Annotated in this window: 25 protein-coding genes; 16 read left to right on the forward strand and 9 right to left on the reverse strand. The window is 71.3% G+C overall.

Annotated elements, in window-relative coordinates; translation table 11 throughout:
• Positions 1-74: 74 nt before the first annotated feature.
• On the forward strand, positions 75-590 hold the full coding sequence (locus OHS70_RS26385; RefSeq protein ID WP_328401208.1) for a hypothetical protein: 516 nt from the start codon (positions 75-77) through the stop codon (positions 588-590).
• An 8-nt stretch (positions 591-598) separates the two neighbouring features.
• On the opposite strand, the gene OHS70_RS26390 is transcribed toward OHS70_RS26385, so the two are convergent.
• Positions 599-1,252 (reverse strand): TetR family transcriptional regulator, encoded by a 654-nt coding sequence (locus tag OHS70_RS26390; protein WP_328401210.1) that lies wholly within the window; start codon positions 1,250-1,252, stop codon positions 599-601.
• Positions 1,253-1,451: 199 nt separating this feature from the next.
• On the opposite strand from OHS70_RS26390, the gene OHS70_RS26395 reads away from it, so the two are divergent.
• The 3 genes from OHS70_RS26395 to OHS70_RS26405 all read left to right on the forward strand — a co-directional run bounded on the left by OHS70_RS26395 (position 1,452) and on the right by OHS70_RS26405 (position 4,705).
• On the forward strand, positions 1,452-2,771 hold the full coding sequence (locus OHS70_RS26395; RefSeq protein ID WP_328401212.1) for a glycosyltransferase family 4 protein: 1,320 nt from the start codon (positions 1,452-1,454) through the stop codon (positions 2,769-2,771).
• 45 nt (positions 2,772-2,816) lie between these two features.
• Positions 2,817-3,548, forward strand: a complete 732-nt coding sequence (locus tag OHS70_RS26400) for a class I SAM-dependent methyltransferase (RefSeq protein WP_328401214.1) — start codon at positions 2,817-2,819, stop codon at positions 3,546-3,548.
• An 86-nt stretch (positions 3,549-3,634) separates the two neighbouring features.
• The gene (locus OHS70_RS26405) at positions 3,635-4,705 is read left to right on the forward strand and encodes a prenyltransferase (protein ID WP_328405912.1); all 1,071 of its coding nucleotides are present in this window, start codon (positions 3,635-3,637) and stop codon (positions 4,703-4,705) included.
• Between the two features lie 309 nt (positions 4,706-5,014).
• Here the strand turns inward: OHS70_RS26405 and OHS70_RS26410 are convergent, their stop codons facing one another.
• Entirely contained in the window at positions 5,015-5,305 is a 291-nt protein-coding gene (locus OHS70_RS26410) for a hypothetical protein (protein WP_328401216.1), read from the reverse strand.
• 164 nt (positions 5,306-5,469) lie between these two features.
• Between OHS70_RS26410 and OHS70_RS26415 the strand changes: the two genes are divergently transcribed.
• The gene (locus OHS70_RS26415) at positions 5,470-5,970 is read left to right on the forward strand and encodes a hypothetical protein (RefSeq protein ID WP_328405914.1); all 501 of its coding nucleotides are present in this window, start codon (positions 5,470-5,472) and stop codon (positions 5,968-5,970) included.
• 10 nt (positions 5,971-5,980) lie between these two features.
• Here the strand turns inward: OHS70_RS26415 and OHS70_RS26420 are convergent, their stop codons facing one another.
• The 4 genes from OHS70_RS26420 to OHS70_RS26435 form a co-directional block, all read right to left on the reverse strand.
• The gene (locus OHS70_RS26420; RefSeq protein WP_328401218.1) at positions 5,981-6,991 is read right to left on the reverse strand and encodes an LLM class F420-dependent oxidoreductase; all 1,011 of its coding nucleotides are present in this window, start codon (positions 6,989-6,991) and stop codon (positions 5,981-5,983) included.
• A 98-nt stretch (positions 6,992-7,089) separates the two neighbouring features.
• Positions 7,090-7,902 carry a hypothetical protein gene (locus tag OHS70_RS26425; protein WP_328401220.1) on the reverse strand — a complete coding sequence of 271 codons (813 nt, stop codon included), beginning with the start codon at positions 7,900-7,902 and terminating at the stop codon, positions 7,090-7,092.
• Between the two features lie 155 nt (positions 7,903-8,057).
• Positions 8,058-8,996, reverse strand: a complete 939-nt coding sequence (locus OHS70_RS26430) for an N-acetylmuramoyl-L-alanine amidase (protein WP_443062661.1) — start codon at positions 8,994-8,996, stop codon at positions 8,058-8,060.
• A 34-nt stretch (positions 8,997-9,030) separates the two neighbouring features.
• Positions 9,031-9,684 (reverse strand): class I SAM-dependent methyltransferase, encoded by a 654-nt coding sequence (locus OHS70_RS26435; protein WP_328401222.1) that lies wholly within the window; start codon positions 9,682-9,684, stop codon positions 9,031-9,033.
• A gap of 160 nt (positions 9,685-9,844) precedes the next feature.
• Between OHS70_RS26435 and OHS70_RS26440 the strand changes: the two genes are divergently transcribed.
• The 8 genes from OHS70_RS26440 to OHS70_RS26475 all read left to right on the forward strand — a co-directional run bounded on the left by OHS70_RS26440 (position 9,845) and on the right by OHS70_RS26475 (position 17,836).
• Entirely contained in the window at positions 9,845-10,693 is an 849-nt protein-coding gene (locus OHS70_RS26440) for a helix-turn-helix domain-containing protein (RefSeq protein WP_328401224.1), read from the forward strand.
• Positions 10,653-11,000, forward strand: a complete 348-nt coding sequence (locus tag OHS70_RS26445; RefSeq protein ID WP_328401226.1) for a DUF397 domain-containing protein — start codon at positions 10,653-10,655, stop codon at positions 10,998-11,000. Before OHS70_RS26440 ends, OHS70_RS26445 begins: the two co-directional genes overlap by 41 nt.
• An 88-nt stretch (positions 11,001-11,088) precedes the next feature.
• Positions 11,089-11,325, forward strand: a complete 237-nt coding sequence (locus OHS70_RS26450; RefSeq protein WP_328401228.1) for a permease — start codon at positions 11,089-11,091, stop codon at positions 11,323-11,325.
• 93 nt (positions 11,326-11,418) lie between these two features.
• On the forward strand, positions 11,419-12,030 hold the full coding sequence (locus OHS70_RS26455; protein WP_328401230.1) for a DinB family protein: 612 nt from the start codon (positions 11,419-11,421) through the stop codon (positions 12,028-12,030).
• Between the two features lie 234 nt (positions 12,031-12,264).
• Positions 12,265-14,424: an acyl-CoA dehydrogenase gene (locus OHS70_RS26460; protein ID WP_328401232.1), complete on the forward strand. Its 2,160-nt coding sequence runs from the start codon at positions 12,265-12,267 to the stop codon at positions 14,422-14,424.
• Between the two features lie 12 nt (positions 14,425-14,436).
• Positions 14,437-15,627 carry a lipid-transfer protein gene (locus tag OHS70_RS26465; RefSeq protein WP_328401234.1) on the forward strand — a complete coding sequence of 397 codons (1,191 nt, stop codon included), beginning with the start codon at positions 14,437-14,439 and terminating at the stop codon, positions 15,625-15,627.
• 95 nt (positions 15,628-15,722) lie between these two features.
• Positions 15,723-17,171 carry an MFS transporter gene (locus tag OHS70_RS26470; RefSeq protein WP_328401236.1) on the forward strand — a complete coding sequence of 483 codons (1,449 nt, stop codon included), beginning with the start codon at positions 15,723-15,725 and terminating at the stop codon, positions 17,169-17,171.
• A gap of 68 nt (positions 17,172-17,239) precedes the next feature.
• Positions 17,240-17,836 (forward strand): hypothetical protein, encoded by a 597-nt coding sequence (locus tag OHS70_RS26475; protein WP_328401238.1) that lies wholly within the window; start codon positions 17,240-17,242, stop codon positions 17,834-17,836.
• 6 nt (positions 17,837-17,842) lie between these two features.
• On the opposite strand, the gene OHS70_RS26480 is transcribed toward OHS70_RS26475, so the two are convergent.
• Together OHS70_RS26480 and OHS70_RS26485 are read right to left on the reverse strand one after the other, a co-directional pair.
• Entirely contained in the window at positions 17,843-18,475 is a 633-nt protein-coding gene (locus OHS70_RS26480) for a response regulator transcription factor (RefSeq protein WP_328405918.1), read from the reverse strand.
• A gap of 508 nt (positions 18,476-18,983) precedes the next feature.
• Entirely contained in the window at positions 18,984-20,135 is a 1,152-nt protein-coding gene (locus tag OHS70_RS26485) for a sensor histidine kinase (RefSeq protein ID WP_328401239.1), read from the reverse strand.
• A 267-nt stretch (positions 20,136-20,402) separates the two neighbouring features.
• Here OHS70_RS26485 and OHS70_RS26490 point away from each other — a divergent pair, with 267 nt between their 5' ends.
• The 3 genes from OHS70_RS26490 to OHS70_RS26500 are packed head-to-tail and all read left to right on the forward strand — an operon-like array spanning position 20,403 to position 23,345.
• The gene (locus OHS70_RS26490; RefSeq protein WP_328401241.1) at positions 20,403-21,257 is read left to right on the forward strand and encodes a MaoC/PaaZ C-terminal domain-containing protein; all 855 of its coding nucleotides are present in this window, start codon (positions 20,403-20,405) and stop codon (positions 21,255-21,257) included.
• Between the two features lie 21 nt (positions 21,258-21,278).
• Positions 21,279-22,355, forward strand: a complete 1,077-nt coding sequence (locus OHS70_RS26495) for a Zn-dependent alcohol dehydrogenase (RefSeq protein WP_328401243.1) — start codon at positions 21,279-21,281, stop codon at positions 22,353-22,355.
• A 30-nt stretch (positions 22,356-22,385) separates the two neighbouring features.
• Positions 22,386-23,345, forward strand: a complete 960-nt coding sequence (locus tag OHS70_RS26500) for a 3-oxoacyl-ACP reductase (protein ID WP_328401245.1) — start codon at positions 22,386-22,388, stop codon at positions 23,343-23,345.
• Between the two features lie 478 nt (positions 23,346-23,823).
• On the opposite strand, the gene OHS70_RS26505 is transcribed toward OHS70_RS26500, so the two are convergent.
• Complete coding sequence (locus OHS70_RS26505) at positions 23,824-24,006, reverse strand: hypothetical protein (protein WP_328401247.1); 183 nt, start codon at positions 24,004-24,006, stop codon at positions 23,824-23,826.
• Positions 24,007-24,093 lie beyond the last annotated feature (87 nt).

The following is a 24,093-nucleotide window of genomic DNA, read 5'->3' on the forward strand; positions in this document are numbered from 1 at the left end:
GCGATCATCCGTGACAGACTGCTCCCTCGGCCGCGCGGGCAGGGGGCCCGTGCGCGATGTGAATCGGGAGATCTGTGCGCAAGGCGAGGTGGGCGGCCGCGGCCGCCGGTGTGGTGCTTCTGCTGGCGGGATGCAGCGGTGCGAAGGACGACAAGCCCGGGACGTCGCGCTCCGGTTCGTCCGCCGCTCCGGCGGAAGCGGGCGGGAGCCTGGACGCCGCCGCGGCCGCCAAGGAGATCGAGGACGCGGCCACGGCGGCAGGCTTCACCGAGGAGCCGTCGGAGGGTGTCCCGGCTTCCCTCAAGAAGTGCGCGGTCTCCTGGCTCCCGGATGTCAAGAAGGCCGCCGACCCGCAGAAGTCCTACGACGCGACGCTGGCGGCCCTGGAGAAGGGCGGCTGGAAGCAGACCCGGGAACACAAGGAGAAGACGTCGGTCATCACGTCCATGCGCAAGAGCGGCTGGACTTTGACGGCGAGCTCCCACGGCCGGGCCGACACGTTCCTGGTGATCATGTTCAACGCCTCGGACAACAGCGCCGAGTGCGAGAAGGCGATCAACGAGGAACTGGCGAAGAAGCAGAAGTCGTAGGGCGCCGGCTACGCGCGGCTGCGTCCCCTCGCGGTCGCGCCCGGCGCGGCCGGCGGCGGAGCCGTCAGGTCGATCAGGCGGCACACCGTCTCGATGTCGATCTTCACCTGGGCGATCGACGCCCGCCCCGACAGCCAGGTGATCAGCGCCGAGTGCCAGGTGTGCTCGATCACCCGCACCGCCGAGAGCTGCTCGGGCGTGGGGTTCTCCAGGCCCATGGCGTCCAGGATGATCGCCGTGGTCTGCCGCGAGACCGTGTCCACCTCGGGGCTCACGCTGCGGTCCGCGAAGGTCAGCGCCCGCACCATCGCGTCCGCGAGATGCGGCTCGCGCTGCAGTGCCCTGAAGGCCCGCATCAGCGTCTCGGCGACCCGCTCCGCCGCGCTTTCCCCGGCCGGCGGGCGCTTGCGCAGCGTGGTGTGCATGTGCTGGAGCTGGTCCTGCATGGTGGCGACCAGCAGATGGATCTTGGACGGGAAGTAGCGGTAGAGCGTGCCGAGGGCGACGCTCGACGACTCGGCGACCTCGCGCATCTGCACCGCGTCGAAGCCGCCCCGGCTCGCCAGCTGGGCACTGGCGTGCAGGATGCGACGGCGGCGCGCCTCTTGCCGTTCTGTCAGGGGCGCTGATGTGGGCCCTGCCGACCTGGCTTCCGCAGTCATGTGTCCTGTTCCCTGGACGATTCCGGATCGCACAGCATGGCAGGGGCTCCCGCCGTGGCGCGAATCACCTGATCCGCCGGTCACAGTCGCGCTACCTGCCGGTAGATTCAAAGCCTCCGGCCGATCAAGTCTGAAACTTGTTCTAGATTACCGTGAGCTATTACGCTCCGGCGAAAACGCAGTGAGAAGGGGGCCGTGGGTGACCGCAGAGGCCATAGAGGTCGGCCCCCGTGCGGGCACGTCCGGCGGCGATGACGCACCGCTGCGCATCGCTCTGCTGACCTACAAGGGGAACCCGTTCTGCGGCGGCCAGGGCGTCTACGTCCGTCATCTGTCGCGCGAGCTCGCGCGCCTCGGCCACCACGTCGAGGTGATCGGCGCGCAGCCCTACCCCGTGCTCGACGAGGGCGTTCCGCTTACCGAGTTGCCGAGCCTCGACCTGTACCGCAGTCCGGACCCCTTCCGCACCCCCGGGCGCGACGAGTACCGCGACTGGATCGACGCGCTCGAGGTCGCCACCATGTGGACCGCCGGCTTCCCCGAGCCGCTGACCTTCTCGCTGCGGGCGCGCCGGCATCTGCGGGCCCGCCGCGGCGCGTTCGACGTCATCCACGACAACCAGACCCTCGGCTACGGACTGCTCGGCGACCTCGGCGCACCGCTGGTCACCACCATCCACCACCCGATCACCGTCGACCGGCAGCTGGACCTGGACGCGGCGGCCGACTGGAAGCGCCGCGCCTCCGTGCGCCGCTGGTACGGCTTCACCCGGATGCAGAAGCGGGTCGCCCGCCGCCTGCCGTCCGTCGTGACCGTCTCCGGCTCCTCGCAGCAGGAGATCGTCGACCACCTCGGCGTCCGGAACGAACGGATCCACGTCGTCCATATCGGCGCCGACACCGACCTCTTTTCGCCGAATCCGGCGGTCGCCGAGGTCCCCGGCCGGATCGTCACCACCTCCAGCGCGGACGTCCCGCTCAAGGGGCTGGTGTTCCTGGTCGAGGCGCTCGCCAAACTGCGCACCGAGAACCCCGACGCCCATCTCGTCGTCGTCGGCAAGCGCGCCGAGGACGGCCCGGTGGCCCAGCTGATCGAGCGGTACGGCCTTGCCGACGCCGTCCGGTTCGTCAAGGGCATCTCGGACGCCGAACTGGTCGACCTGGTGCGCAGCGCCCAGATCGCCTGCGTGCCCTCGCTGTACGAGGGCTTCTCGCTGCCTGCCGCCGAAGCCATGGCGACCGGCACCCCGCTGGTCGCCACCACCGGTGGCGCGATCCCCGAGGTCGCGGGAGCGGACGGCGAGACCTGCCTCGCGGTGCCGCCCGGCGACGCCGAAGCGCTGGCCGCCGCACTGCGCCGGCTGCTGGCCGACCCGGACCTGCGGGCGAGGCTCGGCGCCGCGGGCCGCGCCCGGGCGCTGTCACGGTTCACCTGGAAGCAGGCCGCGATCGGCACCGCGGAACGCTATCGGGAGGCCATCGCCACCTCCCGGCGCGTCACTCTCGCCCGTACCCGCTGAACCGCCCGCACCCCCCAGCTCCGCCCCTCAGGAAGGCAGACCCCCGTGCTGACCGTCGACTTCTCCCGCTTCCCGCTCGCCCCGGGCGACCGCGTGCTCGACCTGGGCTGTGGCGCAGGCCGGCACGCCTTCGAGTGCTACCGGCGCGGTGCGCAGGTCGTGGCCCTGGATCAGAACGGCGAGGAGATCCGCGAGGTCGCCAAGTGGTTCGCCGCGATGAAGGAGGCCGGTGAGGCCCCCGAGGGCGCGACGGCGACGGCGATGGAGGGCGACGCGCTCAACCTGCCGTTCCCGGACGAGTCCTTCGACGTCGTCATCATCTCCGAGGTGATGGAGCACATCCCCGACGACAAGGGCGTGCTCGCGGAGATGGTCCGGGTCCTGCGGCCCGGCGGCCGGATCGCCGTGACCGTGCCGCGCTACGGCCCCGAGAAGATCTGCTGGGCGCTCAGCGACGCGTACCACGAGGTCGAGGGCGGCCACATCCGTATCTACAGGGCCGACGAACTGCTCGGCAAGATGAAGCAGGCGGGCCTGAAGCCCTACGGCACCCACCACGCGCATGCGCTGCACTCGCCGTACTGGTGGCTCAAGTGCGCCTTCGGCGTGGACAACGACAAGGCGCTGCCGGTGCGGGCGTACCACAAGCTGCTGGTCTGGGACATCATGAAGAAGCCGCTGGCGACGCGCGTGGCCGAGCAGGCGCTGAACCCCCTGATCGGCAAGAGTTTCGTGGCGTACGCGACCAAGCCGCACCTGCCGAAGGTCGGCGCGTGACGACCTCGCGCCGCCCCGGCAGCACCCCGGGGAATCCGTCCACCGGACAGCAGCCGGCCGTGCCCCCGGCCCGGTCGGCCACGGACCTGGCCAAGACGGAACACCTCGTGCTGGACGGCGTCCTGACCGCCGAGCAGGCCGCCGAGACCGTCGCCGGCATCCTCGCCGGGCAGCGCACCGACGGTGCGATCCCGTGGTTCCGTGGGCACCACCTCGACCCGTGGGACCACACCGAGGCCGCCATGGCCCTGGACGTGGCCGGCGAGCACGAGGCGGCGGCCCGCGCGTACGAGTGGCTGGCCCGGCACCAGAACGAGGACGGCTCCTGGTACGCCGCCTACCACGACGGCAACGCCGACGAGCCCACCGACCTCGGTCGCGAGTCCAACTTCGTCGCCTACATCGCTGTTGGCGTCTGGCACCACTATCTGTCCACCGGCGACGATGCCTTCCTCGACCGCATGTGGCCCGTCGTGTACGCCGCCGTCGAGTTCGTGCTGGAGCTGCAGCAGAGCGGCGGCCAGATCGGCTGGAAGCGCGAGCCGGACGGCACGGCCGTCAACGACGCGCTGCTGACCGGCAGTTCCTCGATCCACCAGGCGCTGCGCTGTGCACTGGCGATCGCGGAGGAACGCGAGGAGCCGCAGCCCGACTGGGAGCTCGCCGCGGGCGCGCTCGCCCACGCGATCTGCCACCACCCCGAGCGCTTCCTCGACAAGGACCGCTACTCCATGGACTGGTACTACCCGGTCCTGGGCGGCGCGGTCACGGGAGCCGCGGCCACGACCCGTATCGAGGAGCGCTGGAACGACTTCGTCGTACCCGGCCTCGGCGTGCGGTGCGTCCTGCCCAACCCGTGGGTGACCGGCGGCGAGAGCTGTGAACTGGCACTGGCGCTGTGGGCGATGGGCGAGTCCGACCGGGCGCTGGAGATCCTCCAGTCCATCCAGCACCTGCGCGCCGAGGGCGGCATGTACTGGACGGGGTACGTCTTCGAGGGCAACCAGGCGATGTGGCCGGAGGAACTGACCACCTGGACGGCAGGTTCGCTGCTGCTCGCGGTCGCGGTACTGGGCGGCGACGAGGCCACGACGGCGGTCTTCGGCGGCGAGCGCCTGCCGCGGGGGCTGGCGCCGGACTGCTGCGGAGTGGGCTGAGCCGGGGCGGTGCGGTAGGGCGGGGCCGCTGCGCGGGGCTTGTTCCCCACCCCGCCCTCCCCGAACTGGGGGCGAGCCCCCAGACCCCCGTACGGCCTGAGGTGGGGGTACCTCCCACGCCCGCAGGGCGTAGGGGGAGTGTCCTCAATCGCCGGACGGGCTGCTTTTGCCGGATGCGCCGACAAAATGCAGCCCCGCCGGCGTTTGAGGCGCGGGGTCTGGGTCGGAGCCCCAGTTCGGGGTGGGGGCACCTCCCACGGCCGCCAGGCCGTAGGGGGAGGGCGGGGTGGGGGAAGGCACCCCCTACCGCTACCGCCTCCGCAGCTGCCCCGCCACCGCGTGCCCCGCGAACAGGTACACGACCGCCGCGAGACCGTAGCCGGACACCACCCGCGCCCATGCCTCGTCGAAGGTGAACAGGTCGTACGACCAACCGGCCAGCCAGCGGGCCGAGTCCTGCACGAAGCCCACCAGCGCATTGGCGCGGTTGGCGTCCAGCAGGTACATGAGAATCCACAGGCCGATGATGACGGCCATGACGTCCGCGACGACCACGATGATTCTGGCCGCGAGCAATCCGTTGCTTTGACGTGTACTCATGGCCCTCGTCTTGCCGCTTGTGCGCGTGTGAAACCCGTACGGGTGAACCCAGGTGGCACTCCGGCGGCCCCGGGGAGAGCCTCGAAGGCAGTCTGCCCCGGAGGTCGGCCGTGCCCGTGCCCAGTACACCGAACGCACCGATACGCCGCGCCCTCGTGGCGCTGATGTTGTGCTGCGCCCTGTTCGGCGGGGCAACAGCGTGCGGCGGCGACGGATCCGACGCGGGCGCGTCCGCGAGCCCCACCGCGTCGGCGGAGGCGCAGAAGTTCGCGAAGACCCGGTTCGTCGCCAACGCGGGCCTCGCGGCCGGGGCGACGTACCAGTGGATCGTGAAGCCCTACCGCGAGGGCAAGTTCAAGAAGGGCGCCGAGGGCCGCACCTTCGCCCTGGTCAAGGCCGGTCTCGCGGGCACGTTCGCGTACAACCGGCTCAAGGCCGCCACCGCGAACGCCAAGGCCGACCCCCTCCTCTCCAAGGCCGTCGCCCCGCTGACCGCCGGCATCGAGTCGCTGAAGGAGCTCGGCACCAAGCTGCGCAGCGGCCAGGCGAGCGCGGCCGACGTCGGTGCCTTCGAGTCCGTCATCAACGGTGTGAAGGAAGCGGGCAGGAGCGCCGGCGCCACGGTCACCGACCGGATCCCGACCACGTCCCAACTCGGCGGATGACGCGTTCGTTTCAGCTGTTGAGCTCGGCGAGGACCCGCAGCGTGTCCGGGTCGGGGGCGGTGACCAGCAGATCCGTGACCGGTCCCTTGCGCCACAACTCCAGCCGCTCCGCGATGCGTTCACGCGGTCCGACCAGCGAGATCTCGTCCGCGAAGGCGTCCGGCACCGCCAGTACCGCCTCCTGCTTCCGGCCCGCCAGGAACAGCTCCTGAATCCGGCGGGCCTCGGCCTCGTACCCCATGCGCGCCATCAGATCGGCGTGGAAGTTACGGCTCGCATGCCCCATGCCCCCGATGTAGAAGCCGAGCATCGCCTTCACCGGCAGAAGGCCCTCGGCGATGTCGTCGCAGACCCTGGCCCGGGCCATCGGCGCGATCATGAAACCGTCCCGTACGTCGGCGAGCGAGGCCGTGTACACATCCGTCCGCAACGGAGACCAGTACAACGGCAGCCAGCCGTCGGCGATCCGTGTCGTCTGCGCGATGTTCTTCGGGCCCTCCGCGCCCAGCAGCAGCGGCAGATCGGCGCGCAGCGGATGGGTGATCGCCTTGAGCGGCTTTCCGGTGCCGGTGCCGTCATCCCCCGCGTACGGATGCGTGTGGAAGCGTCCCGACAGCTCCACCGGCCGCTCGCGGGCGAGGACTTGGCGGATGACGTCGACGTACTCACGGGTCGCGGTCAGCGGACTGCCCGGGAACGGGCGGCCGTACCAGCCCTCCACCACCTGCGGCCCGGACAGGCCGAGCCCCAGCATCATCCTGCCGTCGGACAGATGGTCCAGCGTCAGCGCGTGCATCGCGGTCGCGGTCGGGGTACGGGCGGCCATCTGCGCCACCGCCGTGCCCAGCCGGATACGCGAGGTGTGCGCGGCGATCCAGGTGAGCGGGGTGAAGGCGTCGGAGCCCCAGGCCTCGGCCGTCCACACCGAGTGGTAGCCGAGCCGTTCGGCCTCGCGGGCCAGGGCGAGGTGGGAGGGGTCGGGGCCGCGGCCCCAGTAGCCGAGCGCGAGTCCGAGTCGCATGGCCGGTCCTTCCCGCTTGCCACCTTTGACGGTGCGTCAGGGTACGCCAACGGCCCCCCGCCCGGAAGGGCGAGGGGCCGTGAGGTGTCGCTGCGGGATCAGCCGCGCTGGATGCCCGTGGTGTCCTGCAGGACGCCACGACGGCCGTCCTGCGTCTGGGCCACCAGGCCGGGGCCGCGCTGCTCCACCGCGAGGTACCAGGTACCCGGGGCGAGTTCGGCGATCGGGCTCGGCGAACCGTCCTCGCCGTACAGCGGACGGGCCACCGGCACCGCGAACCAGAACGGCGTGAAGTCCGAGGGCGCACCGCCCTGCTGCGGCTCGGGAGCGGCCGGAGCCGGCTGACCGCCCATGGGCTGGCCGCCGTACGGCTGGGCCCCACCAGGCTGGGCGCCGTAGGGCTGCTGCTGGGCACCCGGGTAGCCGTAGCCGCCGGCCTGCGGCTGCGCGCCGTAGGGCTGCGGGGCGGCGGGGCGGGGGGCGCCGACGAGGGGGGCCTTGAGAGCGGCCACGAGCGGGGAGGCGACGGCGCCGCCAGCGAGGGCGATGGTGGAGAGCAGGCCGAGGATCATGCCTGCACCCGCGTCGCCGGGCATGTCGATGATGGTCCAGAACGCCGTCCAGACCGCGAACACGGTGAAGGCCACACCGAACTGGCCGAGGTCAAGGCCGGCAACCTTGCGACCCGGCATGCCGCGGCCCACGAGGATCAGAGCTGCGCCGATGACTCCCGAGAGGAACATGCTCATCAGGAGGCTGAGGGAGTCCCAGGCGTTGGCACTGTCGAAGTCCGAGCAGTCGACACCCGAGGGGCAGTCCACGCTGTTGAGGGCAAGGAACGAGGCGATGAACAGCACCACCGCTGCTCCGATCACCACGCCATCGCCTCGAGTGAGGGAGCGGATGTTCACGTGTAATTCCTTCGTCGTCGTCTCATCGGGGCGGTCGTCGCTGCCGCCTGTGCGGCGGTGTGCACGGACGTGGAGCTCGGGGGTGACTCCCCATCGTAGAGGTGAATCTATCGCCTGCCGGTTCCGGCCGTCTGCCGGGTATCGCAGTTACCGCGTCACTGGCCGAGGTAGCTGCTGATACCGTCCGCCATTCCCTGCGCCGCCTTCTGCCGCCAGCCCGGGTCGGTCAGCAGGGCAACGTCCTTGGGGTCACGCATGTTGCCGCATTCGATGAACACCTTGGGCACGTCGGACAGGTTGAGACCGCCGAGATCCTTGCGCACGTCCAACCCAGTGTTGCCGCCCACGTAGTTGGAGACCTGGCTGCCCGTCGCCCGTACGAACTTTCCGACGATCCGCTCGCCCAGATCGCGCGAGGGGCCCACGATCTTCGAGGTGTCCGCGGTGCCGGACGTGACCAGGGCGGGGAGGATCACATGGAAGCCGCGGTTGCCGACCGCCGAGCCGTCGGCGTGAATGGAGATCACCGCGTCGGCCTCGGCCTTGTTGCCGAATCGTGCTCGTTCGTCGACGCACGGGCCGAAGGGGCGGTCGTTGTCGTGGGTGAATTCGACCCGTGCGCCCTGCTTTTCCAGGAGCTTGCGAAGGCGGTGTGAAACATCGAGGGTGAATTCGGCCTCGGTGTACCCGGCATTCGTGGCCGTGCCGGTTGTGTCGCATTCCTTGCTGTTCGTGCCGATGTCCACGAGACGGTTGATTTCCTGGGAATGGCGAAAATTGCCGGGGTTGTGTCCGGGGTCGATGACGACCACCTTGCCGGCCAGTGGCCCCGACGTGACCTTCGAGGGCGCCGGGGTGGAGGTGGGGGCGACGAGGGTGGGGGACGGGGACGCCGGGGGCGTGGTGTCACCGGGCTTGCCCGCAGTGGTCGGGATCGTCGTCCCCTTGGGGGACTCGCTTCCCCCGGGGCCGCTCACCGCCTGCCACGCCAGCCAGCCCACCAAGGCCGTGGGCACCAGTGCGGCGGCCATGAGGAGACCGCGCCGGGAGCGGCGCGGTCCGGTGGCAGAGCTGTGGTTCTCGTCGTACGACACGCTCGCGATGCTAGCCGGGCGCTGACCCGGTGGCTCAGATTCCCTGGCCCGTGCGGCGCAGGACGCGCAGGGAGTCGGTCGCCGAGACCTCGGTGAACGCTCCGGACTCCAGCGCCCGCAGGTAGATGCGGTACGGGGCCTGGCCGGTCCATTCGTCGACCGGGTCGGGGAAGACGTCGTGGATGACCAGCAGCCCGCCCTCGGCGACGTGCGGGGCCCAGCCCTCGTAGTCGTTCGTGGCGTGCTCGTCGGTGTGGCCGCCGTCGATGAACACCAGCCCGACCTTGCCGCCCCATGCCTTCGCGACCTGCGGGGAGCGCCCCACGACGGCGATCACGTGATCCTCCAGGCCCGCCTTGTGCAGCGTGCGGCGGAACGTGGGCAGCGTGTCCATGCGGCCGACCTCCGGGTCCACGACCGTCGGGTCGTGGTACTCCCAGCCCGGCTGCTGCTCCTCGCTGCCCCGGTGGTGGTCGACCGTGATCGCGGTGGTCCCGGCCTCGCGGGCCGCGTCGGCGAGCAGGATCGTGGACCGCCCGCAGTACGTCCCGACCTCCAGCAGCGGCAGCCCGAGCGTGCCCGCGTCGGCTGCGGCGGCGTACAGGGCGAGCCCTTCGCCGACGGGCATGAACCCCTTGGCGGCCTCGAAGGCGGCGAGGATCTCGGGCTTCGGGGTGGCGGCGGCCATGCGTGGGTCCTCCTGAGCGGGTGGTGCGGGTTGGGCCATGGTGCCCTACGGGCGGGTGGCTTCCGGGGTCGAGGTCGGTTGCGTGATTCACATCACCTGCGCGCAGCGCTTTGGTTACGCTCGGCGACGAGTCAGAAGCACAACGGGGGTGACCGTCGCCATGGTCCACATTCGCGACCTCGATCCCAGCGCCTCGCCGCTGGACTACTACGGCTTCGAGCTGCGCCGCCGGCGGGAAGAGGCGGGCCTCAGACAAGGGCAGCTGGGTTCGATCATCTTCTGTACAGGCTCGCTGGTCGGCCAGATCGAGACGGCGAGGAAGGTTCCGACGCGGGACTTCAGCGAGCGGGTGGACGCGGCGCTGGGGACGGACGGGCTGTTCTCGCGGCTGGTGGGGCTGGTGCTGCGGAGCCAGTTACCGAACTGGTTCCAGCCCTATGCGGAGATGGAGTCGAAGGCGGCGTACATCTCCACGTATCAGGCGCAGTTGGTCTACGGGTTGTTGCAGACGGAGCAGTACGCGCGCGCCGTGCTCGGGGTGCGGTCGGTGGACGGCCTCGACGCCAAGGTGGCGGCGCGCATGGAGCGGCAGCGCATCCTGGACCGTGAGACGCCGCCGTTGATGTGGGTGGTGCTCAGCGAGGCCGTGCTGCACCAGGGGATCGGCGGCCGCGAGGTCATGCGGAACCAGCTCGCCCACCTGCTGGGGCTGCGCGGGCGGGAATGGGTGAAGGTGCAGATCCTTCCCTTCGAGACCGGGGCGCATGCCGGACTGCCGGGCACGTTCAACCTGCTGCGCTTCGAGGACGACCCCGACCTCGTCTACACCGAGGACTTCGTCCAGGGTCATATGACGGCCAATCCGGCGGCTCTCAGGGAGGGTTCACTCCGTTACGATCACTTGCAGGCCGCCGCGCTCTCCGTGGAGGATTCCGCGGCACTGATCGCCCGCGTACTGGAGGAACGGTATGGACACCAACCTGGGCCTGACGGGCGCATGCTGGCGTAAGTCGACCTACAGCGGCGACACGGGTGGCGACTGCATCGAGTGCGCCCCCCTCGGCACCGCCGCCTGGCGCAAGTCCTCGTACAGCTCCGACACGGGCGGCGACTGCATCGAGTGCGCCCCCCTCGGCGCCGCCGCCTGGCGCAAGTCCTCCTACAGCGGCGACACCGGAGGCGACTGCATCGAAGTCGCCCCCCTCACCCCCCACATCGCCGTCCGCGACTCCAAGAACCCCGACGGCCCCGCCTTCCTCGCCACCCCCGCCGCCTTCGCGGCCTTCGTCGCAGCCGCGGCCGAGGGCGTCGTCTGACGCGATGCCGGGGCGGCGTGGGCCGCCATACGGGGGACCCTCGTGTCAGCGGGCGGAGCTGCCACCCCGTAACGGGAAGCTCGGCGGCATGGATGCCGCACTCGACGCCGTACGGCACGCCCTGTCCCTCACCGGGTCCATGGCGTGGGAGATCACCTGGGCCCTGATCCTGGGCTTCACACTGTCCGCCGTCGTGCAGGCGGTGGTCCGCAAGTCCACCGTCGTGTCCCTCCTCGGCGTACCGGCGGCGTGGGCATGCTCCGCGCCATGGGCGGCGCCCCCGGCGCCTGAATGTCCTGTCCTGCTGAACCTTTGCGAGAGGTGACGCTGCTCAGGCGGGACGCGGCGCCGGCCGCCGGCGGACGCAGATGCCCGATATCTGGTGGTGGACAGTGTCGAGGCCCGTGATGATGCCCGCATGGACTTGGATGAGCACGCGGGCGACGAAGCGGTGACCCGGTGGACGCGGTCGACCATCTATCCCGACATGTGGGTCGACCCGGACGACGACCCGCGCGAGACGGATGTCAGAGCTGTCGATGAACGCAGCATCCTGCTCGACCACCTGCGCAGCTACCGCCTCACCCTGGAAATGAAGTGCGCGGGCCTGGACGCCGAACAGATGGCCCGGCGCTCCGTACCGCCGTCCACGATGTCCCTGCTCGGGCTGGTACGGCACCTGACCGAGGAGGAACGGCGCTTTCGCCGGGTGATGGCCGGTGAGGACGCGCCGAAGCTGTACCGCACCGACGAAGACCGCGACGGCGACTTCAACGGCGCGATCGCCGACCCGGCGGTCGTGGAGGACGCCTGGCGGCAGTGGCGGGCAGAGGTGGAACTCGCCGACCGGTTCCTGGCCGGCGTCACCGACCTCGGCACCCGGAACGCCGGCTCCTCCGACCTCGGCCCCGAACCCGGTGGGGACGAGCAGCTCCGCGACGTCCTGGTGGCGCAGATCGCGGAGTACGCGCGGCACTGCGGCCACGCCGACTTCCTGCGCGAGCGGATCGACGGCCGAGTAGGCCAATGATCACTGCTCCCCGGTACACCGGGTGGCCTGACGCCAGGTTCGTCCGCAAGGTGACGCGGGACCTCGCGGGATCCCTCGCAACCCGTGCCCGGACTTCGCGGGGCTCACTGGGACCGGACACCCCCGGCGCCTGAACGCATCCGCAGATCCGCAGTATTTCTGACCTTCCATCAGATTGAAACGTGTTCTACTCTGCCCGCGTCCCGATCCGTCGCGATCGACCTGGGGATGCGCATGGGCATCGGAATCACGCAGGAACAAAGGGAGTTGGCCGAAGCGGTACGGGGCGGGCTGGAGCGGGCCGCGCCGCCGGAGTATGTGCGCAAGTGTCTGGACGTGCCCGCCTCGGCCACAGGACGGCCCGCCTACTGGGACGGGATCGCGGCGCAGGGGCTGCTCGGGGTGCATCTGCCCGAGGAGCACGGCGGCGGAGGCGGCACCCTGCTCGACCTGGCCGTCGTGGTCGAGGAGACCGGGCGGAGTCTCCTGCCGGGGCCGTATCTCCCGAGCGTCCTCGCCGCCGAAGTGCTGCGGCGCACCGGGCGCGGTGAGCTCGCCGCGACGCTCGCCGACGGGACCCGGACCGGGGCCGTCGCCCTCACGGCCGGCAGCCTCACCGCCGTACCGGCCGAAGACGGCTACGTGCTGGACGGGACCGCGCCGCCCGTCCTCGCGGGGGCGCAGGCCGATCTGCTGCTGCTTCCCGCGATGTCCGGGCAGGGCACGGTCTGGGCCGTGGCCGACGCCGTCGCGCTGACCGTGCGCGCCCACGACAGCGCCGATCCGGTCCGGCCCACCGCCGAGGTGAGTGCCGCCGGGGTGCTCGTACGGGACACGCTCGACATCGAGCCGGACCTCGTGCACGACCTGGCGTCCGTGCTGCTCGCGGCGGAGGCGTGCGGCGTCGCGGCGCGCGCACTGGAGACCGCCGCCCAATACGCCGCGGTGCGCGAGCAGTTCGGGCGGCCCATCGGGCGGTTCCAGGCGATCAAACACCTGTGCGCCGACATGCTCGTACGGCTGGAGCAGGCCCGCGCGCTGACCTGGGACGCGGCGCGGGCCGCCGGCACCGCCCCGCCGCAGGTCCGGTCTCTCACCGCCGCCCTCGCCGCGTCGGCCGCGCTGGATGCCGCGTACAGCTGTGCCAAGGACTGCATCCAGGTGCTCGGCGGGATCGGGTTCACCTGGGAACACGACGCGCACCTGTACCTGCGGCGGGCCCTGGTGGCACGGCAGCTGCTGGGACCGGGCGACACCCACCGGCTCCGGGCCGTCGCCCTCGCCGCCTCCGGGGCGCGCCGCGAGCTGACCCTGGAGCTGCCACAGGAGGCGGACGCCCACCGGGCGGCCGCACGCGACGTCATCGGTGCCGTACGCGGGCTGGACCCGTCTGCCGCACGCCGTGCCCTCGCGCCCACCGGCTACGCGGCCCCGCACCTGCCCGCGCCCTACGGCCTGGGCGCGGGCCCGCTCCAGCAGCTCGCCGTCCAGCAGGAGCTGGCCGCTGCCGGGGTGCGGCTGAGCGACCTCGGCATCGCCGCCTGGGTGGTGCCCTCGCTCCTCGCCCACGGCACGAAGGAGCAGCAGGAGCGCTATCTGCTGCCCACGCTCCGCGGCGACCTGCGCTGGTGCCAGCTGTTCTCCGAGCCGGGCGCCGGATCGGACCTGGCGAGCCTGCGGACCCGGGCCGAACTGACCGAGGACGGCTGGCGGGTCAACGGGCAGAAGGTGTGGACGAGTTCGGCGCGTACGGCCGACTTCGGCATCCTGCTCGCCCGCACCGACCCCGACGCCCCCAAACACCGGGGGCTCGGCTACTTCGTCGTCGACATGACGGGCACCCGGGGGATCGACATCAGACCGCTGAAGGAGATCACCGGGGAGTCGCTGTTCAACGAGGTGTTCTTCGACGACGCGCTGCTGCCGCCGGACTCCCTGGTCGGGCAGGCGGGGGACGGCTGGCGCGTCGCCCGCAACACGCTCGGCAACGAACGCGTGCACATGGCCGACCAGATGTCCTTCACCACCGGCATCGAGGCCCTGCTCGCCCGGGCCGGCGACCTGGACCACGCACAACGCGCCCGTATCGGCGCCCTTGTTGCCGAATCACATGCCCTCGCCTGCATCGGCCTGCGCACCACGCTGCAGCAGGTGTCCGGACTCGAACCGGGCGCCGGGGCCTCCGTACGCAAGCTGATCCAGACCACGCACCAGCAGAAGACCGCCGGACTCGCCCTCGAACTGCTCGGCCCGGCGGGTGCGGTGCGCGAGGGCGCGGGCGCACGGGCCGTGCACGAGCTGCTGATGTCGCGCTGCCTGACCATCGCGGGCGGCACCACGCAGGTCCAGCTCAATGTCGTCGCCGAGCGCATCCTCGGCCTGCCGCGAGACTGAAGGAGCACGGAGATGAAGGCGTACATCGTCGGCGTGGGGATGACGAAGTTCGAGAAGCCCGAGACGCGGGACTGGCAGTACTGGGACATGGCGCGGGAGGCCGGCACCCGGGCGCTCGCCGACGCGGGAGTCCCGTACGAGCAGGTGCAGCAGGTCCCCGTCGGCTACTGCTTCCAGGCCTCGACCGCCGGGCAGCGTGCCGTCTACGAACTGGGCCTGACCGGCGTACCCGTCTTCAACGTCAACAACAACTGCGCGACCGGGGCCACCGCGCTGATGCTGGCGCGGCAGTTCGTCGAGGGAGGCGCCTGCGACTGCGTACTCGCGCTGGGCTTCGAGAAGATGTCCCGCGGCTCCCTGGGGTCCGGCGCGGACGGGGGAGACTTCAAGGCGTCACCCGTCGCCCGCCACTACGCCGTCATGGCGGCCCGCCACGGCTTCGAGACGACCCCGCCCACCGCCCAGATCTTCGGCAACGCGGCGCGCGAGCACATCGAGCGCTACGGCACGACCGAGGCACAGCTCGCCGCCGTCGGAGCCAAGAACCACCGGCACTCGGCGAACAACCCGGACGCCCAGTTCCAGGACGTGTACGAGGTCGACGAGATCCTGGCCGCGAAGAGCGTCCACCGGCCGCTGACCAGGCTCCAGTGCTCGCCCACCTCCGACGGGGCCGCGGCGGCCGTCGTCGTCTCCGAGCGTTTCGTCGTCCGGCACGGTCTGCACGACAAGGCCGTGGAGATCGCGGCCCAGGCGATGACCACCGACACGGAGGAGTCCTTCGCGTCCGGCTCCTGCATCGATGCCGTGGGCAAGCCCATGTCACGGGCGGCGGCCCGCGCCGTGTACGAGAGCTCAGGGCTCGGCATCGAGGACGTGGACGTCGTCGAACTGCACGACTGCTTCTCCATCAACGAGCTCCTGACCTACGAGGCGCTCGGCATGTGCGCGGACGGCGAGTCCGGCAAGCTCGTGGAGAGCGGGGCGACGACCTACGGCGGCCGGTGGGTGGTCAACCCGTCCGGCGGCCTGATCTCCAAGGGGCATCCGCTCGGTGCGACGGGTCTTGCCCAGGCGGCCGAGCTGGTGCGGCAGCTGCGGGGCGAGGCGGGGCCCCGGCAGGTGGCCGGCGCCCGGGTGGGGCTCGCGCACAACATCGGGCTCGGCGGGGCGGCCGTGGTGACGCTGCTGCGGAGGTTCTAGGACCACTGGGCCCGGTGGTCCTAGGACCGCCGGGCCCCGTCCGTACATCGGAATCCGGATGTCAGGACCGTGCGACGGCTGCGACCATGACACCCATGGCCCAAGCCCGCCCGCACACCGAGATGCCCGCACCGTCGCCCGGCACCGCGCGGTCCCCGCGCACCTGGGCGGCGATCCTTGCCGCGTGCGCGGGGCAGTTCCTCGTCGTGCTCGACGTCTCCGTCGTCAATGTGGCGCTGCCGTCCATGCGCGCCGACCTGCGGCTGTCCGCCACCGGGCTGCAGTGGGTGCTGAACGCCTACTCGATCGCCTTCGCCGGCTTCATGCTGCTGGGCGGGCGGGCGGCCGACATCTTCGGGCGCAAGCGGATGTTCCTCGTGGGGCTCGGTCTGTTCACCGCCGCGTCCGTGGCCGGGGGACTCGCGGTGGAGGGCTGGCAGCTGCTGGCCGCCCGCGCCGTACAGGGTCTCGGGGCGGCCGTGCTCGCCCCGGCGACGCTCACCATCATCACCGCCGCGGTGCCGCAGGGGCCCGCGCGGACCAGAGCGATCGGCACCTGGGCGGCGGTCGGCGCGGCGGGCGGCGCGGCCGGGGGACTGGTCGGTGGAGTGCTGACCGATCTGCTGTCCTGGCGCTGGGTGCTGCTGATCAACGTGCCGGTGGGCGCGGCGGTGCTGGTCGCCGCGGCGGCCTGGCTGACCGAGGGCCGGGCGAGCGGGAGCCGCCGCCTCGACCTGCCGGGCGCTGTCCTGGTCACCGGCGGACTGGCCGCCGTCGCGTACGGCATCGTGCAGACCGAGGAGTCGGGGTGGACGGCGGGCGCGACGGTGCTGCCGCTGCTCGGCGGACTCACGCTGCTGGGGCTGTTCGTCGCGGTGGAGGCGAGGACGGCGGCGCCGCTGATGCCGCTGAAGGTGTTCCGCTCCCGGGCGGTCACGGCTGCCAACGTGACGATGACGGTGTGCGGTTCGGCGTCCTTCGCCATGTGGTTCTTCATGACGGTCTACGCCCAGAACGTGCTGGACTACACGCCGTTGGAGGCCGGACTCGCCCTGATCCCCAGCTCGCTCAGCGTCGTCCTCGGCTCGAAGATCGCGCCGAGGCTGATGGCGAAGGGAGGCGCGCGCAATGTCGCGGTCCTCGGTGCGCTGATCGCGGCGGTGGGCTTCGGCTGGCAGTCCACGATGACCGCCGACGGCGGCTTCCTCACGGCGATCGCAGGCCCCGGCATCCTGATGATGACAGGCGTCGGGCTGGCGATGACTCCCCTCGCGACGCTGGCCACATCGAGCGCCGGCCCCGGCGACGCGGGACTGGTCTCCGGTCTGATCAACACCTCCCGCACGATGGGCGGCGCGCTGGGCCTGGCGATCCTCACCACCGTCGCCGCCTCGCGCACCGCGGGCCGCACCGGACCCGAGGCGCTGGCGGAGGGCTATGCGCTGGCCTTCCGTACGGGTACGGGCGTACTGCTCGCCGCCGCGGTGCTGATGCTGCTGTGGCTGCCGCGAACCGGCGCCGGCGGGGGCCGGGCACTGTCATAGGCCGCCGATAGCCTGGCCGGGACCTGAGCAGAACCGGGCCGGCGCCACGTCCGGCCGAGGGGGACACCATGAAGTGGTCGGAGCTGACACCGGGCGGGCTGTACATCGTGCGCGTGCGTGACAAGCGCGATCGGGAGCCGCAGTTGACGATCATGCGGATCAGTGAGTCCAGGCGCCTGTGGCGGTGGGACGGGGACCGGTCCTACGTGGTCGCCAAGGACGCCAGGCGCCCCGCTCGGACCAAGGGCATCGGCTATCTCGCCGTCCGGCCGCCGATGTCGTTCGACGCGTCCAGAGCGGGCGGGGTGCTGTCGCGCAGTGTCGTGCGCTGGGCCCGGTCGCTCGTCGTGATGCGCTCCCCGCTGCCCGACCCCGCGAAGGAGAGCAAGGTCTGGTTCGACGTGCCGACCGACGAGGACGAGCTCCAGTGGTGTGTGTACGACCCGAAGGACGTCGTCTGCCCGTTCATATGGCCCACGGAATTCCAGGATCGCATTCTTGGGCGACTGGCGGCGCTCGGCGTGGAACGGCACGGGGCGGAGTTCCCGCCGCTGCCCGAGGGCACTTTCGGGCGCATCGACGTCCACCGCGGCTCGCTGCCGCTGGACGTCCTCGCCGATCTCCTCGACCGCATACCCGAGAAGCCCCGGGAGTCGGCTCCCTGACGCCGGTCAGAGCCACCCCTGCTGACGGGCCGCCCGTACCGCCTCCATGCGGTTGCGGCTGCCCGTCTTGCCGATCGCTGACGAGAGGTAGTTCCGTACGGTCGACTCCGACAGATGCAGCGCGGCCGCGATGTCGGCGACCGTCGCCCCGTCCACCGACGCGTTGAGCGCATCGCGCTCCCGCGCGGTCAACGGGCTCGGCCCCGCGCCGAGTGCGGCCGCGGCCAGTGCCGGATCGATGACGGTCTCGCCCGTCAGCACCTTCCGGATCGCCGCGGCCAGCTCCTCCACGGGCCCGTCCTTGACGAGGAACCCGGCGGCCCCGGCCTCCATCGCGCGCCGCAGATAACCGGGCCGCCCGAAGGTGGTGAGGATCAACACCCGGCAGTCGGGCGCCTCGTCGCGCAGATCGGCAGCGGCGTCGAGCCCGCTGCGCCCCGGCAGTTCGATGTCGAGCAGCGCCACATCGGGGCGCGCCACGAGCGCGGCATCCACGATCTCGTCACCACGCCCCACCTGCGCAACCACCTCCATGTCCGCCTCCAGCCCGAGCAGCAGCGCGAGTGCGCCGCGCATCATGCCCTGGTCCTCGGCGAGGAGTACGCGGATGCTTGTGGTGGGGCGCTGGTCCTGCGGCATTTCTTCCACGCGTCAAGGCTACGGCCAACGCCCAGGTCGGACAGTGCAGAAGAGCGGCGGACCAGGCACTACTCCTTGTCACGGTTACGGGCGTACCAGACCAGCCCGGCGACGAGCACGGTGAGGAAGACGAGGGGTACGAGGGCGCCCAGGGCGCGGCCGGCGGACATCAGACCTGCTCGGGCTGGTGGGACACGTGCTGGTGGGACTCCGGGCACACGGAGCCGGCGGGCTCGGTGGTGCGCGGGCCAGGGGCTGGGGTGTTCATGGCTCAGGTCCTTGCTGGGGGTCGGCGCGGGGGCGTGGCGGGGGAGGGGGGACGTCGAGACGTAGGGGTGCCGCAGTCCCGGCTGCCGGAGAAGCCGACGTGCAGATGCCCCGATATCCGCGGTGCAGGCCACCTCGGAGGGTGGGCGGAATATCTGACATGCGTGGAGCCCGAATGGTTACGCGGTTCCTCCGCTTTCACCGGACCGGGTGACCTCTCCCAGCCGCCCGCCCGCGCCGGTCAGCCCGCCGCCGCCTGCTCCGTCCCGTGCTCCGCCTGCGGTGATGCCACCGGAAGCCGTGCCACCACGCGGAACCCTCCCGCCGGGCCGGGGCCCGTTCCCAGCGTGCCGCCCGCCGCGACGAGCCGTTCCGAAAGGCCCCGCAGACCGCTGCCCGAAGGGCCGGGGCCCGGGCCGCGGCCGTCGTCCGTGATCTCCAGGTGGACATGGTCCGCCGCGGAGGTCAATGAGATGTCGCAGTGCGATGCCCCGGAGTGCCGTACGGCGTTGATGACCGATTCGCGGACCACCCAGCTCAGCAGAGTCTCCGTCTGCGGCTCCAGAAGGGGGCCTGCCAGGCGGATCGACGGTGTGATGCCCGCCGTGGTCAAGATGTCTCGGGCGCGGTCCAGTTCGGCGGTCAGGCTGCCCTCTCGGTAGCCCGTGACCGCCTCGCGTATCTCCGTCAGTGCCTGCCGGCCGACGGACTCGATGTCGGAGATCTGGGCCAGCGCCGCGTCGACGTCGTGCGATGCCATACGGCGGGCGGCCTCCGATTTGACCACGATCACCGAGAGCGTGTGGCCCAGCAGATCGTGCAGGTCCCGGGAGAAACGCAGCCGCTCCCTGTCCACTGCGATGCGCGCCAGCTCCTGCCGGGTGAGGTGCAGTTCCCGCACGGTCTCGGACAGGGCGAGCAGCGCGGCGGTCACCATCGAGGAGACGAACGTGCCGTACGCGACGTCGACCGCGCCCCAGCCGTCCCGCACGCCCGCGACCGTGCCCACGGCCACGCAGAGCGGAAGGACCACCTGGACCAGTCGGCGGCCGCGCAGCACGGATCCGACGGCCAGGCCGAGCAGGGGGAAGAAGAGGAGCCATGCGCCGCCGTAGCCGATGGCGAGGGCGAAGGTGACGGAGGCGAGCGCGGTCAGCAGCCACCAGGTGGCGGGCGCCTCGCGGCGCCGTCCGTCGAAGGCCCGGAACACGATGGCGACGTACAGGGAGTTGAAGGCCAGCACTCCGACAGCGCCGATCCACGGGTTGGGGGTCTCGCCCTGGAGGAGGTTGGAGACCGCGCCCATGCCCATCAGAAGCCATGGCAGCAGTGCGAACCCGTTGGGCGGCCCGGAGCGGCCCGTGCCCTCGCAGTTCTTTTCCGTCTTCGTCATGGTGATGACGCTACGGAGCCGGAGGGCGGCCCGGCAGATCCGCTTGTACGGAGCTGGCGGTGACAAATGTCCCGGGTGCCGCGCGACGCGTATCTGACGTAGTGTCAGCCTTCTTCACAAGTCATGAGGGCTGCGTTATACATAGGGGCCATCGGCCTAGAACGCGTTCTAGAACGGGCTCGCGCGCCCGTCCCGTACGACCTCGGTGCGGCCGACGGTGCGGACGGCCGCGCCGAGGTCTTCCACTCATCGAGGAGCAGCAGCCCCATGCCCATTGATCCCGCAAGGGCCCTCGCCGCCGAACCCCGCAGGACAGAGATCGCCTGGGACCACAAGGACATCCAGCTCTACCACCTCGGCCTCGGCGCCGGTACGCCCGCCACCGACCCCGACGAGCTGCGCTACACCCTCGAGTCCGCGCTGCACGTCCTGCCGAGCTTCGCCACCGTCGCCGGAGCGGGCATGGCCGTCGCGAGTGGACTTGCCGCGCCCGGGCTGGACATCAACTTCGCCGCCGTCCTCCACGGCGGCCAGCGCATCGAGCTGCACCGCCCCCTCCCCGTCAAGGCCACGGCCGTCTCCACCTCCCGCGTCGCCGCCGTGTACGACAAGGGCAAGGCCGCGGTCGTCGTCGTGCGTACCGAGGCCGTCGACGACGGCGGCCCGCTGTGGACGAGCGACACCGAGATCTTCGCCCGCGGCGAAGGCGGCTTCGGCGGCGAACGCGGGCCCTCCGTACGGCTCGAGCCGCCGGACCGCGCCCCGGACAAGATCGTCGAGCGCACCGTGCGCGAGGACCAGGCACTGCTCTACCGCCTGTCCGGCGACTGGAACCCGCTGCACGCCGACCCCGAGTTCGCCAAGATGGCGGGCTTCGAACGCCCCATCCTGCACGGCCTGTGCACCTATGGGATGACGCTCAAGGCGGTCGTCGACACCCTGCTCGGCGGTGACGTCACCCGCGTCCGCGCCTACAGCACACGCTTCGCCGGAATCGTGTTCCCGGGCGAGACCCTGCGCATCCGGATGTGGCAGCAGGACGGCACGGTCCACACGTCGGTCACCGCCGTCGAGCGGGACGACGCGCCGGTGCTCACGGACACCATCGTCGACCATTCGTGACCATGTGAGGAGAGCCGCACCATGCGCGCAGCCGTAGTGCACGAGATCGGCCAGGACAAACTCGAAGTCCTCGACGACGTCGAGGCGGTGGGCTTCGGACCGGGCAAGGTGAAGATACGCATCCGCGCCACCGGGCTGTGCCACTCGGACGTGTCCGCGATGAACGGCGTGCTGCCGCAGCCCGCGCCCTTCATCCCCGGGCACGAGGGCGCCGGCGAGGTCATCGATGTCGGCGACGGGGTGACGAGCGTCCAGCAGGGCGATCGCGTGCTGCTGTGCTGGCTGCCCGCCTGCGGCACCTGTCCGGCCTGCAAGCGCGGCCAGACGCAGCTGTGCCTGGCCGGGTTCATGAACGCGGGCACGCCCAACTTCAAGCGCCCCGGCGGCGATGTGTTCGGCTTCGCCGGCACCGGCACCTTCACCGAGGAGGTCGTCGTCGACGCCGGCTGCGCCGTGCCCATCCCTCAGGACGTGCCCTTCGACATCGCCGCCCTCATCGGCTGCGGCGTCACCACCGGCCTGGGCGCGGCGATCAACACCGCGCAGGTCGCCGCCGGTTCGTCGGTCGCCGTCATCGGCTGCGGCGGGGTCGGCATCTCCGCCGTCCAGGGCGCCCGTCTCCAGGGTGCGGCGCAGATCGTGGCGGTGGACCCGGTGGCCTCGCGTCGCGAGGCGGCGCTGCGGTTCGGCGCCACCGAGGCGGTCGCCCCGGACGAACTCGCCGACGCCAAGCAGCGGATCACCGCCGGCGAGGGCTTCGACTACGTCTTCGAGGTCGTCGGCAGGTCCGCGACCGCGAGGACCGCGTACGACACGACCCGGCGCGGCGGCACCCTGTGCATCGTCGGCGCGGGGGCGATGGACGACTTCCTTCAGCTCAACATGTTCGAGCTGTTCTTCGACGAGAAGCGGATCCTGCCCTCGATGTACGGCGGCGGGGACGTGCTGCGCTCCTACGAGCGGGCCATCGCGCTGTGGCGCGCCGGGCGCATCGACCTGGAGAGCCTGATCACTCACCGCGTACCGCTCGCCGGGATCAACGACGCCCTGGCCCAGATGCGCACGGGCGAGGCGCTGCGCACCTGCATCGAGCTCTGAGCCGGCCCATCGTGATCTGAGAGGACTTGTATGTCTCTGCCACTGGAGGGCCTGTCGGCGATCGTCACGGGCGCCGGCCGTGGCCTCGGCCGGGCCGAGGCCCTGGAACTGTCCCGGCTGGGCGCCGCGGTCGTCGTCAACGACTACGGCCGGCCGGGTCGCGACGGCTCCGGCGAGACCTCGGCCGCCCCGGCCGAGGAGGTCGCCGCCGAGATCCGCGCGGAGGGGGGACGCGCCGTTTCCCACGTCGGCGACATCGCCGACTTCGACACGGCCCGCCGCCTGGTCGAACTGGCGGTCAGCACCTTCGGGAAGCTGGACATCCTGGTCAACAACGCGGGCATCCTGCGCGACCGGATGGTCTTCTCGATGAGCGAGGCCGAGTGGGACTCGGTGGTCCGGGTCCACCTCAAGGGCCACTTCAACACGACGCACTTCGCTTCGGTGCACTGGCGTGAGCGTTCCAAGGCGGCGGGCGGGCCGGTCTACGGCCGGATCGTCAACACCTCCTCGGAGGCGTTCCTCGCGGGCTCGGCCGGCCAGCCGAACTATGCGGCGGCCAAGGGCGGGATCGTCGGTCTGACCACGTCCACCGCGCTGGCGCTGGCCAAGTACGGGGTCACGGCCAATGTGATCTGCCCGCGGGCCAGGACCCGGATGACCGCAGACGTCTTCGCTGCCGTTCCGGAGTTCAGGAGCGGCACCGAGCCGGGCGACGGACAACTCGACCCGCTTGCGCCGGAACATGTCTCCCCACTGGTCGGCTACCTCGCCTCACCGGCCGCGGCCCGCGTCAACGGCCAGTTGCTGGTGGTCCACGGGGGCATGGTCGCGGTCGTCGAACGCCCCAGGGTGGCGGCCAAGTTCGACTCCGCGAAGGAGACGTTCTCCTACAACGAACTCGACGCGCTGCTCTCCCCGTTCTACGAGGACCGGCCGGCGAACGAGACCTTCGCGGCGGCCGAAGTCCTGGCGCTCAGGCGCGGCTAGGCCCGGTCCGGGCGATCTTGTCGGGCCTGCGACGCTCCCCCAGAGCTTCTCCCCCAGGACTCCGTCCGGGGGGACCTCCAGGAGGTACCCCCGGCTACGGCACCTCGCTGTGTTGTCGGAGTCGCCCAGGTGCGTCCGGTACGAGGGCGATCTCCTCCGGCCTCCGGCCGGGCGGGTACCCCTACCGGCTTGCGATACGTCCCCTCGGCCCTGGTGGGCCTGGGGAGGCCTCATGTCTCGGCCCTGGTGGGCCTGGGGAGACCGCATGCCTCGGCCTGGCGGGCCTGGGGAGGCCCCATGCATCCGACGCCGCAGGCTGATCCTCGAACACGCCCGGACAGGGCACCTAGGCCCGGACAGGCACTGGAGGGCACATCCAGTGGGCCCGGCCGGAGGCCGTTGCCGCGGCGCGGCGAAGGGGCCGTACCCGGGTGTCCACCGGGTGCGGCCCCTTCGCTCATCTCCGCGTACCGACGCCTCAGGCGGCGTCGCCCGCCTGAACCGGGCGGCGGTGGCGGCCGTGCGCCTCGGTCGTCAGGTCCTCCACCGCGGCCGCCCCGCCCCGGTGCTTTCCTGCGTGGCCGGCGTCGACCCTTGCGCCGGCCACGGCAGCGGCTGCCTGCGGACGCGTCTGGGTCGTGTCGGTTCGGGCTTCAGACATGTGGGAAGTCACCCCGTCGTGATCGCTGCTGACATGTCGCGGGGCCGGCAAACAAGACGCACCCCGTCACTGTCGGCACACGGCCGG

This window comes from Streptomyces sp. NBC_00390, assembly GCF_036057275.1.
In the GTDB taxonomy this organism is placed as follows: domain Bacteria; phylum Actinomycetota; class Actinomycetes; order Streptomycetales; family Streptomycetaceae; genus Streptomyces.